9 protein-coding genes are annotated in these 12,361 nt (G+C 55.2%); 1 reads left to right on the plus strand and 8 read right to left on the minus strand.

What is annotated here, in order from left to right; genetic code table 11:
* The coding region (locus tag RMSM_RS07940) for a 4'-phosphopantetheinyl transferase family protein (RefSeq protein WP_040764778.1) at positions 1 to 317 on the plus strand (317 nt) is incomplete at its 5' end.
* Positions 318 to 561: 244 nt separating this feature from the next.
* On the opposite strand, the gene RMSM_RS07945 is transcribed toward RMSM_RS07940, so the two are convergent.
* The 8 genes from RMSM_RS07945 to RMSM_RS07985 all read right to left on the minus strand — a co-directional run.
* A complete protein-coding gene (locus tag RMSM_RS07945) occupies positions 562 to 1,869 on the minus strand; it encodes an amidohydrolase family protein (RefSeq protein WP_008693978.1) in 1,308 nt (435 codons plus the stop codon).
* On the minus strand, positions 1,866 to 5,090 hold the full coding sequence (locus RMSM_RS42425; protein WP_052031546.1) for an amidohydrolase family protein: 3,225 nt from the start codon (positions 5,088 to 5,090) through the stop codon (positions 1,866 to 1,868). The genes RMSM_RS07945 and RMSM_RS42425 overlap by 4 nt, the downstream gene beginning before the upstream one ends.
* Positions 5,091 to 5,274: 184 nt before the next feature.
* Positions 5,275 to 6,882, minus strand: coding sequence for a phospholipase D-like domain-containing protein (locus RMSM_RS36590; protein ID WP_144057470.1), 1,608 nt, complete (start codon positions 6,880 to 6,882; stop codon positions 5,275 to 5,277).
* A gap of 148 nt (positions 6,883 to 7,030) precedes the next feature.
* Positions 7,031 to 8,377 (minus strand): DNA-processing protein DprA, encoded by a 1,347-nt coding sequence (gene dprA / locus RMSM_RS07965; RefSeq protein WP_008693982.1) that lies wholly within the window; start codon positions 8,375 to 8,377, stop codon positions 7,031 to 7,033.
* 90 nt (positions 8,378 to 8,467) lie between these two features.
* Positions 8,468 to 9,442, minus strand: coding sequence for a DUF1559 family PulG-like putative transporter (locus RMSM_RS07970; RefSeq protein WP_390172750.1), 975 nt, complete (start codon positions 9,440 to 9,442; stop codon positions 8,468 to 8,470).
* A gap of 119 nt (positions 9,443 to 9,561) precedes the next feature.
* Positions 9,562 to 10,872: a TCR/Tet family MFS transporter gene (locus RMSM_RS07975; RefSeq protein ID WP_008693987.1), complete on the minus strand. Its 1,311-nt coding sequence runs from the start codon at positions 10,870 to 10,872 to the stop codon at positions 9,562 to 9,564.
* A gap of 61 nt (positions 10,873 to 10,933) precedes the next feature.
* The gene (locus RMSM_RS07980) at positions 10,934 to 11,710 is read right to left on the minus strand and encodes a hydroxypyruvate isomerase family protein (protein WP_008693989.1); all 777 of its coding nucleotides are present in this window, start codon (positions 11,708 to 11,710) and stop codon (positions 10,934 to 10,936) included.
* A gap of 180 nt (positions 11,711 to 11,890) precedes the next feature.
* Positions 11,891 to 12,361, minus strand: a 471-nt coding sequence (locus tag RMSM_RS07985; RefSeq protein ID WP_144057471.1) for a DNRLRE domain-containing protein, incomplete at its 5' end; no start/stop codon positions are given.

A 12,361-nucleotide genomic window follows, 5' to 3' on the forward strand; every position in this document is an offset into this window, starting at 1 on the left:
TTCACTCGTTCTCTGACACGGCGCGACGCAAGTTAGCGTTTCTGAAAGTATGGACTCTGAAAGAAGCGTTCATCAAAGCGATCGGCACGGGGCTCAACACACCGCTGTCCGATTTTGCGTTTGAAAACATTGACGACGACACCCCCACCATCCGAATGCTGCATCCCAAACTGGAGAGCGAGCATCAATGGAAATTCTTTTCGTTTCATCCTCGCGAATCCTTCATCGCCGCCATCGCGGTAGCAACCGAGGAATCAGCCGAAGGCATCTCGCTGCACCTGAATAGCTTTGACGAAGTCGTGGCCGAGCATGCCTAGCTCGCTTGTGGTAGCACCGTGGTAGTGGAACTCGCCAGAGTTCCAACGTAGCGATAACGATTGATTCAGGGGGGATTTCTGGCGAAATCCACTACAGCGACAAAGGATTTCTGGCGAAACCCACTACGGCGACAAAGGATTTCTGGCGAAATCCACTACGGCAACAATGGATTTTTGGGGAAATCCATTACGGCATTCCGGTTGGGAGAGGTGACAGCGTATTACGTTGCCTCCCTCGCTTACTCTAGCGACCGCGGTTGTACTTTTTGCGGTACTTGTCGAACAACATCGTATGCCGACTCGACAAATCGACTTTGCGTCCTTGGATATAGGCATCGACCACGTTGCTCTCGGTTTCCAGAATATCCCCATCCGCAATAATCAAGGTTGCGTCTTTGCCGGTGGTCAACGACCCCACGCGGTCGCTGACGCCTAGAATTTCGGCGGGCGAAAGCGTGATCGCGCGAACCGCATCCTCACGAGCTAACCCGTAGGCGACCGAGCATCCCGCGTGGTAGGGCAGATTGCGAACGTTCGATGCACCGCCTGGATAACCAGGCCCTTCGCCACCGATCGCGTACTTGACGCCCGCCGCTTTTAATCGCTGCGGAAGGGTAAAGGGATGATCAAAAGGGTCGTGCCGACGTAGCGGCAAACGAAGCGTTCCGGCAATGATCACAGGTACATCGTAGCGTTTCAGCAGGTCGGCGCAGTCCGCAGCATCGTATCCGCCATAGATCACCAGCTTTAATTGTCGGCTCTGAGCGTACGCCACAGCGGATTCGATCGAGTCGCGTCGATCCGCATGAACCATCAAGGGCAGACGCCCCTCGATCACCGGCAATAGAGCCTCTAATTGAACGTCTTCGATCGCAGAACCTGCTTCTCGCTGCTCGGCGTAGCGAACGGCTCGATCCAACCACTGGTCGAGTTCCTCCAACTTCTCGTCACGCTTCTTGGCTTCGGCTTTGGGATCATCATCACTGACTTGGGTCGGCCCCCAAGAAACGCACATCGCGGCCGGCGCGGACAAATTCATCTCGCGGGCCGTCCACCCATCCAACTGCATCACGGCCGATTGGCCTTGAAAGAATCGGCCGCCTGGCGCGACGTGAGCCAACAGCACGCCGCTGGCCCGCGACACGGGAATCAGCTCGCTGTCGGGATTGACCGCGACCCACGATCGAACATTGGGATTCTTCTCGCCTCGTTCGGCATGGTCGACGGTGACATCGACGCCGGTAATCTCGCGCAACCCCAAATCGGTCATCGCATCGAACAAGCCCGGATAGACATGCTTTCCGGCCGCTTCGATGATCTGCGTTCCTTTCTCTACCTTGACGCGGGCCCCGATAGCCACGATTCGCCCGTCGTCAAACAAAAGATCGCCTTCTTCGATCACATCGCCATCGACCGGATGCAGCGTCGCGCCGCGTATCAAGATCGGTCGCGTTTGTTCGGCTCCGGGAATCTGGTCATGGGCCGTCGCTTCGCGTCCGCTCAACAAACTCGATAACACCAACAAGCAAATGGTGATTTGCAAAATTCTCATTGTACACCTCCGGCGTTTCGCCCTGCATTACAGAACACGTCGATCCGTGTCCAACGATCCTCTTCCTCGACTTTGTCTTCCTTGTCTTTGTCATCTTTGTCCTGTGCCTTTTCCTGCTTCGGTTCTTGCAAAGCGATTTGAATGATTCGCGAACGCAGCTCGCGATCACGTTGTCTTAGCTTGCGATCATGATCGACATCAAAGTAGCGACGACCATCAATCCAAGTCTGCTCGCAACGTGAAGTGGTCGACAGTGGACGCCCGCTCCAAACGACCAGATCCGCATCCTTTCCGGCTTCGATCGAACCGACTCGGTCATCGATGCGAAGCTGTTTCGCAGGATTCAGCGTCACAAATTTAAGTGCTTCCTGCTCAGGCACGCCGCCGTATTTGGTGGCCTTGGCCGCTTCGGTATTCAAGTGGCGTCCGAGCTCCGGATCGTCACTGTTGTACGAGACCACGATACCGGCATCGTGCATCAACACGCCGTTGTAGGGAACCGCGTCATAGACTTCGAATTTGTACGCCCACCAATCAGCAAACGTCGACGCCATCGCTCCGTGTTTGGCAATTCGGTCGGCAACCTTGTAGCCCTCGAGAATATGTTGCAGCGTCCCGATACGAATATTGAACTCTTCGAGCACGTCGAGTGTGGCGACAATCTCGTCTTGCCGATAACTGTGGCAATGAATCCAGCGATCGCCGCGCTGGATTTCGACCAAAGCATCGAGCTGCAAATCACGTCGAGGAGGCAATTGATCGCGGACACCGTTGTTCCAAGCGGTGTTGGCAGCTTCATATTGCCGTGCGGCGAGAAATTGATCTCGCAAAATCTGTTCGACGCCCATTCGTGTCGTGGGATAACGCGTCGGTTTGCGTTTGACATTTTCGCCCAAGGCAAACTTGATTCCAAGCGGAGCCCCGTCAAATTTCAACTCTTGCATCGTTCCGCCCCAACGCAATTTAATCACTTGGCTTTGTCCGCCGATCGGGTTCGCCGATCCGTGCAGCACATTAGCGGTAGTCACACCGCCGGCCAATTGCCGATAGATGGTGATATCAGTGTTGTCGATAAAGTCTTCGACACGCACCTCGGACGTGACCGCTTGCCCCGATTCATTGATCCCGCCATCGGTCGCCATGTGCGAGTGACAATCGATCATCCCCGGGGTGATGTGTTTCCCCTTGGCATCGATTTGCACACAGTTTTTTGGCACCTCGAGGTTTTGCCCGACTTCGGCAATCACGCCACCGCGCACCAGCACGTCACAGGGGCTGATCACCCCATCGTCACCACAAGTCCACACTGTTGCGCCGCGGAACACGACCAACGGCGGCTGCTCGGGTTTTTCCGTCAATCCAAACGCACCGAGCGGATAGACCAATTCGATCGGGTCGGATGGGGAAGCAAGCTCTGCCTTCGTCTCCGATGAATCGGATTCGTTTGCGGAGTCTTTTTTTTTCGAGGGATCGGCTTTCTTCGACGTTTGCTCGGCGTCCGGAGTGGAGTCTTCGCTGCGTTTCAGCGTCAATGTCTCCGAATCTCCGCTTGGCGAACGAAGCGTGGCCAGCAATCGAGGCGATTTCGCGTCCTCTTCGTCCACTCTCAACACAGTCAACTGCCACACGCCCTGATCCAGTGAATCCGACAACGAGTGCAGTTTGACCGAGGCCGAGACGCGGTCGCGTTGCCGAATCAACTTTTCAAGCTTCGCCTTTTTGTCGCTCTTCTTTTTGGCCAAGCGAAGGTAGCCCGAAATCGACTTGTCCTTTTGCTCCAACACCAACTCGGCCTTGACGCTCTTGCCATCGATCGAAAGTGTTGTGGCCCAGATGCCCTGCAAACCATCGTCAGCGGCGGCCCCGTCCTCGGCGATTTCGTACCGAATTCCTGCGACCCAGGTTTCGAGCACTTTGGTGGAATCATCCAGCAGGTCGCCATCGGTGATCACCAAATTAGCAAGCATCCCCGGTTGGATCTCCCCCACGCGGTCGCCCACCCCCAGGATCTTTGCCGGAGTGGTCGTCATCGCGGCCAGGGCCACCTCACCAGGCAATCCTCGTTTGACGGCCGTACGAACTTGCTTCAAAAAGGTTCCCGGATCGTCTAACCCATCGGTGGTCAAGGCAAATTCGATTCCCGCGGCATCCAAGCGTTTAGGATTCTCCGGTGCAAAATACCAATGCATCCAATCGGTCAGCGTCGAATCATTGATCGCCGCAAGCGTCTCGGTCGCAAGCACTTTGGGAAAATCGACAGGCAACAAAAACGTTCGCCCGGTCGCTGCAATTTCGTCCAAACTACGGTATTCGCGTCCCGAACCACGCAGCAGGATGTCGAGCGAGAATTCATTGGCGATCGCTTCGGCACGGATCGCCATGCGTTCGTTGTCCGCATCAAACAGGAAGCGTCCCTCGGTAATTGCTTGCGACAGTTGCTCGAGTGCCAGCGACGGTTCGGGTCGGTTCAATCTTGTATTTCGCTGATAGACCCGATTGGCATCGCGATACCATACCGCGTCATAAAGCGATTGCCGCAACAGCGCCGTGGCCCCCATTGGCGAATTGGGATAACTGTCGCGTTTCTTTCCACGCGGCACGGTCAATGCGGTGTGTTGAAAAACATTAGGTCGCAATAATCGCTGCGGGTGATCAGCGTCCGTCAGCAGGACCACACAACTGCGGCCTTTCAAAATGCCGCCACTCGGAGCGAGCAGCTGTGTGGTGATTCCCTGGCTGCGACGCTTGCCATCGTCCGCTTGCTTTTCACCGCTGACCCAAGCGGCATGATATTCGGGCGTGATGTTGCGGTTCCAATATCCCGTTCCCTCCACGACCGGGTTCTCGGGAAGATCGACCTCGTGAAACGCATCGATCAGCCCCGCGTAGATTCGTTTGCCCGACACATCCACTCGTTTGGCACCGGCGGGCACGTCCAATTCGCTCCCCACACGGATGATCGTCGTCCCATCGATCAACAATGACATGACTTTGGGCGTCGCTCCGGGATGAGTGACCACCTCGGCTCCCTCTAGCAACGTTGGCGAGGGATCGGCTTGACGGAGTTGATCGATCGGCTGCGTCGTGGCGGATCGTACCCCCTTGCCCGCTTGAGCAAACAACGTCGGGGCATCGCTGCCCCCCCAGCACAAAAACACAGCAAAACAAGCCAACGGCCATGCTTGCTGGAGAGAGTTTTTCTTCAGACACATCGAGATCATCTGCACCGCTTTCAACGTACAGCAGGAAACAAAGACGAACGAACGAGCCCCGAGCGGGGGCTCGCGTCAATGTTAATCGCTGCAGAAAGAATCACCAGGGACTGAGTTGACCTCCCCCGAACCTCGTTCCTTTGTCACACTTTTCGCGGCGTCGAGCGGCAGGAAACGATCCGTAACGGAGCGTTTAGAGTTCCGAACCAAAGATCCGAGCGGCAGTACTAAAGAAGCGGCGGCGAAGTGAATCAGGTTCCTGGCGATCATCACACTGTGCCTCCATTGCGGTGTACCAATCGCCGAGCTCGTGAAGGACGCGGGGATCATGAATCGCCAGCATCATTTCGTAATTGAGGAAAAAGCTGCGCATGTCAAAATTCGCCGAGCCAATGAACGCGACCTCATCGTCGACTAGAACCGCTTTGGTATGCACGACTCCGTCGCGGTACCGCAGCACTCGGGCGCCCGCCTCGTGCAAATCACGACTGTATTCGAATCGTGCATAGTCCGCTGGCATCATGTCGCTGACATTGGGAAACATGATCCGAACATCGATTTCGCGTCGACATGCCATTTCGAGTGATCGCATCGCGATGGACGAAGGGATGAAATAGGGGGTCACGATCCAGACCCGCTTCGTGGCTCGCTGGATCGCCGTGATCAACAGGTCCTCCATGACTTCGCCAGGCCCATCGGCTCCAATCGGGATCACTTGCACCCGGCTTGCCCCGTCGTGCTCGGCATTCGCCGTGGACCCCCCCTGATGTTCCGATCCGTCCTTTTGCGAATCGCAATCGCCCGATTTGCCATCGATACGTTCGCACGGTTCCGTATTGCCATCACTCGATTCGGTTTGCTTTGAATCGCATGACTTCGGTTGGAATACCCCGCAACATGGAATCTCCTTTTGCAAATCCGCTTCATCAAGCGAGTGGTCTCGATTGACAAACCGCCAATCGGACCGGAAGACCGCTTCGACTTGGCACGCCGCGGGCCCCGTAATTGCCACACACAGATCCACCCAGGTATCTTCATCGGGCTGATCGGTGATTTCGTACTGCACCAAGTTAGCCCCTCCGACAAAGGCCCGTTTGCCATCGGCGATCACAAGTTTTCGATGATTGCGAAAATTCAAATAAGCGAACCGGGACAAACGTGACACGGGCTTGAACGTCATCGCTTCGCCACCCGCATCGCGAACGGTGTCGAGCATTTCATCGGGCATCAAAAAAGCACCGACGCCATCGACTAATAACTTCACGTCGACGCCCGCTCGAGCCTTGGCCGCCAATTTGTCCATAATTTTATGACCAAGATCATCATCCGCCATGATAAAGCTAAGCACGTAGAGCGATTCGGTTGCCGAGTCGATTAGCTCGAACAGATGCTGATACATTTCTTCCGGTTTTGCCAACAACTTGACGCAGTTACCAGGCGTCGCGGAGGCGAGCCCACGACGAATACCAATGTTCGACAAACCACACTGATCATGCACTTCCACGCTGGGACATGGCGGCATTTTTACGATACCACGCAGCTCATGCTCGGCAGATATTTTGCGGCCCGCAAAGATCAGGTACAGCAGAAAACCAACAGGTGGACAGACCAGGATGACGACGATCCAGCCAAACCGGCCGACATGTTTTCGCTCGTCGTGGCGCATTGCGGTCATAGCGACCAGCATCAACAAGGCCCCAATCACCGATCCGACATACCACCCCACATAGACCATCTTGTTCCCATCTGTAGTTTGTGATTCATTGCCCAATTCCAGCGGGGCGACGAAGCCAAGGAGCAAAGGGCATGCCAGAGAAAAGACGGGCACGCCAAACTAAAGACATGCAAATTATCGCCTCGACGCCTAATTTCCAAATCAGGCGTCACTGGGTGAATGAATCGCAACCCCAGCGTTCGTTTAGACGCGGTACGGGCGAGATTCACCGCAGCTAAATCCGCGAGACGTATTGACCGCTCAATCGGCGGATCAGCGACCGCATCTCCAGAACGCTGATGGTGGCCATCACGCGGTGGGCGGGAAGTTCGGTTTTGACAATCACTTCGTCGATTGGCGTGCTGGTTTCGCCGATCGCGTCGAGTACCGCTCGCTCTAGTTCATTCAGCAGCAAATCGGCACCGCTGCGAATCGATTGACCATCGCCTGCATCAATCGGGTTGCACATCGGTCCGATTCCTTCGAGCACGTCTTCGATCGTTTGCACCAATTTAGCACCATCGCGAATCAATTGATTACACCCTCGCGACATTCGACTGGTCACCGGCCCAGGCAATGCAAGCACTTCTCGATTCAACTCGCATGCCAAGCGAGCGGTGATCAACGCGCCGCTGCGATCGGGAGCTTCGATTACGAGGGTCGCGAGCGACATCCCGGCGATCAACCGGTTACGCTGAGGAAACATGCCTGCATGTGGTTTCGCATGCGGCGGATATTCGCTAATCACCGCCCCGGCATCCGCAATCGTTTTGGCCAATCCCTTGTGCTCGCTCGGATAGATCTCGCCCAACCCGCTGCCGAGAACCGCGATCGTTCGGCCGCCTCCGTTCAGCGCCCCTTCGTGCGCAGCCGAATCGATCCCGCGGGCCATCCCGCTGATTACCGTAATCCCGGCTCGCGCCATTGCATAACCAAACCGCTCGGCTTGCTTTAATCCATACGTCGTGGCGTGGCGTGTTCCGACAATTGCCACGGCAAGTTCATCGCTGGCAAGCAGCTGTCCACTGACAAACAAAATAGGCGGGGCATCGGGAAGATCAAACAGCGGTTGAGGATAATCTTCGTCTTCGGATGAGACGATCGAGACATCCTGCTCAGCACACCACTGGATCATCGAATCGACATCAATGTGATGTGATGCGGTCCGGATCACGTGCACCAATTTGGGACCCACTCCATGTACCGATGCCAATTGAGAGTCGGAAGCTTGCAGCGTTTGCAGAGCCGACCCAAATCGGTCGAGCAGTCCTGTTAGAATTCGCGGCCCCACGCCCGGCAGCATCGCAAGCCGCAACATCGTTTTCGTTTCATCGCTGACAACACGGGCCGGTCGAGGCGACGTGTCATGCATGTTGTCGGCATACGTCCCCGCCAGCAATCCGTCGTCTTGCTGGTCATCGTCTTGCTGGATATCGCCTTGCTGGGCATCGTTGGGCAAGACCTCGTTGGGCAAGGCATCCTCGGGCAGCTTAGCGGACTCGGGACCATCGCCCCGAATCGAATCCTCGCACCAGGATCCGCCGTCACCGCCGTCGCTGCTGAGCATGGGTTCGATCTCCATCAACGCGTCCCTCGATCCACCTTGCTACTGAGCACCTCGCTCCACTACCACGTGCTACTACCTACCAAGCTTGGGCTTGATCGCCAGTGATTAGAAATCGCTGACGACCTCGTGTCCTTGATAGGTAATCAACGAAGCATAGATCTCCGCATCGATCTGTTCGGAAATAAAATGAGTACTGCCATCGGCAAGATTGATTTGCAGTCCTCCGACGTGAAACGAATACGCCTCGTTGTTGTTGGTTTTGTTGATCACATAGGGCCCGGAACAGCTCAACCCATCGGCGGCAAAACCGTGCATCGGAATGTAGTTACCTGGGTTCGCCCAACCGCCAAGCGAAGCACGCGAATTGGTAACGTTGACGTTGCCGCAGCCATTATTATTGGTCGAAGGCCCAAGCCGTCCCATGACAAAATACTGGGGGCGCCCCGCACACTCGACTAACAACATCGTGTTGGAGAGTCCGTCCAAGACGTCTCGAAACCGAGTGACCCGCGACGAATGAAACAACCCGCGTCGATTGACTCGAGGTTTCACATAGCCTGCGTCAACGATGTTCTTCGTCACCTCGCCATGAGGAACATAGTCGGTCGTCGCGGTATCGATTCCTGAACCGAGTCGATCCAGTTCGTGGTTGTCCGGTGTCGAGGGACACAAATAAGTTTCCACATGAGTGGCGATTGCGTCTTTATTTCGAACGTCATTCCAATTGACGCCAAAGTCATACCGTTCAAAGAGTGCCGACTGTTCGACAAAGGGCAACAACGAAGCCGCCCAAGTATGGCTGCGTGGACTCGGTTGGCTCTTGCGTGGCAGTTGCTGATAGAGCGAATGATAGTTGTGCGCGGCCAAGCCAATTTGCCGCAGATTATTGGAACAACTCATTCGCCGTGCCGCTTCTCGAGCCGCTTGCACCGCAGGCATCAATAGGCCTATCAGCACGCCGATGATAGCGATCACGACAAGCAGTTCGACGAGGGTAAATCCGCTACGACACCGCAAGCGATGCAAAACCCGAGGTCTTAACCGAGCGAAGCTTCCGCAAACTGGATCTGTCGCGCGCACGTGTCACCCCCGTAACCGCGACAGTGGATGAGAAGAAACGCGCTCACCAGCGACCTGCCGCCCATCGCCCGTGAAGCGTCAAGTATAAGGGGATCGAGCGGGCAAAGTCGAGCAACAAATCAAGTTGTGTCGTAATTCGACTCGGTTGCGACCGTTTTGGTTCGCGGAAAGCGGTAAAAAACCTGGATTGCGACGACAAGCGAAATGGTAATCAACACGGCACCCGCCAAAAACGGAGCTCCCGGAATCTCGACCGGAGCGGCATCGCCAGTGAAGTAATTAAACAATCCCGCAGTGAAAAAGATGGGAGCGATCACATTCGTCAAACTGACCAATGACGTCAACGCGCCTTGAACTTTGCCTTGATCCGAATCGCTTACCGTTCCCGAAATCAAACTTTGGATCGCGGGCCCTGCCAAACCGCCTAGCGAACCAAACACGATCAAAACGGGGATCATCCAAGCCTGGTTCGCCAACCCATATCCCGCAAACGCGACCGCTGAGATGAGCGTCCCGAACAGCACCGCGTTACGTTCGCCAAAGCGTTTGATGAACGGACGCACCAAACCACCCTGTACAACGATCGCGGTAATACCGACTAAACCAAGAGCCTTGCCATTGGCTGCCGCGTCCCAGTCGAACAGATAACCGGTGTACAGCACCCACACGTTTTCCAAGCCGCGTTGTGCAAGCGACTTACATAGAAAGACGACGGTCAATCCGACCACAAAGGGATACACCTTCAAATGGTTCAAAGTCCGAAACGGATTGCCGTGGGACAGCAAAAATTCACTGCGGCGACTCTTTGGCAACGACTCAGGCAACACAAAGTAACCATACAACCAATTCACCATTGCGAGTGCCGCGGCCAAGAAAAATGGCCAACGCAAATTGTAGCTGCCCAACAATCCACCGAGTGCCGGTCCGATCGTAAAGCCGAGTCCGAACATCATTCCGACAAAACCGAAGTTGCGGGCACGATTGGCATCGGTCGAGACGTCGGCGATATAGGCGTTTGCGGTTGTAATGCTAGCGCCCATCACTCCGGCAAGTAAACGACCTACCAACAGCCACCAAATGTTGGGTGCAAATCCTTGAATCAGAAAGTCGACTCCCAACCCAAACAGCGATACCAACAAGATCGGTCGCCGCCCAAACCGATCCGACAGCGCCCCGAGAATCGGCGCGAATAGAAACTGCATCAACGCGTAGATCGCGCCAATCACCCCAACATAGAAACTGGCGCCGGACTCCTCCGCTCCGATCAATTCTTGGATCAACTCGGGCAAAACAGGAATCACAATTCCAATGCCAAGAATATCGATAAACAGCGTCAGCAAGATAAAGGTGATCGCGGCCTTGCGTTTCTGACGCGGCAGCGGCGACCCGGAATCATTTGAATCGGACAGATCGTTTTTCAGGTCGCTCAATGAAGTCTCTTGAATTCAGTCTAAAAGTTTGGCGAGGCAAGCTCGCCCGATCAGCCATGACTTAGGATGCCGCAGTAAACCAACGAGCGACGTGACGAAGTCCTTCGCTGGGGGCATGTTTGGGCCAATACTCGAGCCCCACATAACCGTCGTACTCACTCGATTGAATCGCGGCGAAAATTTGCTCGTAATTCAATTCACCCAAGGTTAATTCATGACGGCCTGGGTTTCCTGCGGCATGAAAGTGCCCGATCTTGTCGATGTTTTGCATCAAATTGTGGATCACATGCCCTTCACTGATTTGTTGGTGATAGATGTCAAACACCACCTTCACTCGGGGGCTATTGACCTTATCGATGATCTCAAACGCCTCGTCGCTGCGAACCAAATAGTAGCCCGCATGATCGACCAACTCGTTCAGCGGTTCGATGACCAACGTGATGTTCGACGCTTCGAGTAACGGGGCGGCTTCGCGCAAACCATCGACCAGAGATTGGTGCTGTACTTGACGCGAAACACCGGGACGAAAATCGCCGACCTGGGAAATCAAGACAGGGCAATCAAGCTGCTTGGCCGCGGCGATCGATTCTTCGAGTCCCGCTAGGTATTCCGAGCGTTTTTCAGGATCAACCAACGAAATGAACTTGGTGCAACATGCCGAAATCGACATCCCGTTGGCGTCGCGCTGTTGAATCAATTCGTCGAGATTTTTTTCCCACCAACACCAAAACTCGAAGGCTTTGATTCCCGCATCGGCCACAGATTTGACCGCATCCGCCAAAGGCACGTTCTCGAAGACGGCGTCGATACAGACAGAGGGTTTTAGTTGGTTTGGCATGAATCGGGGCTATCGATTGGAGACTTCTGGCAAATGGAGGGACTTCGGGAGCAACGAAAAGGGCCAGCATAGATATCTAACGACGCGGTATCCGCGGTCTGTAATACCGCTGCGGCTATGCAGGCGACGGAATCGGCAAAGTCTACACCAATGCAGACAAGGAGCACGAGGGTGCTGGTCCTAGGGGGTGGGAAGCTCGACAAACAATTGTGGCGCCTCGGCCGAATCTCGCTCACGGCTCGAGAACGCCAGCAGGCTGTTGTCCGCATTTCCACCAGCCAAGATCAAAGTGACCGAGCGGCTTTTGGCACTTCGCAAAAATTCGGTCAGCTCAGCGCCCCCGATCGATACTTGACGATCGTTTCGGTTGTCCTTTGCGGTGATTTTTGTCTCGGCCAACACCGGCAGAGACCCCAAGCCGCGTTTGGAATACGAATTCCCCCACGTCAATGCAAACCGTCCTGATTCCTGCCATCGCTCGGCCGCTGGTGTGTCAACGCCATACAAACGCAACGTCGCATTGGACGGGCGCTCATCACCCGGCAGCGTGAGCACCAGCTTGGCATCTTGAATCTTATTCCGTTCCTTGCCGATCGCACCAAGATCAAATCGCATGTAGGCATGCTCAAGCTCGGCGCCATTTCGCGTCTG

Origin of the sequence: Rhodopirellula maiorica SM1, from assembly GCF_000346295.1 — a bacterium.
GTDB classification, from domain to species: domain Bacteria; phylum Planctomycetota; class Planctomycetia; order Pirellulales; family Pirellulaceae; genus Novipirellula; species Novipirellula maiorica.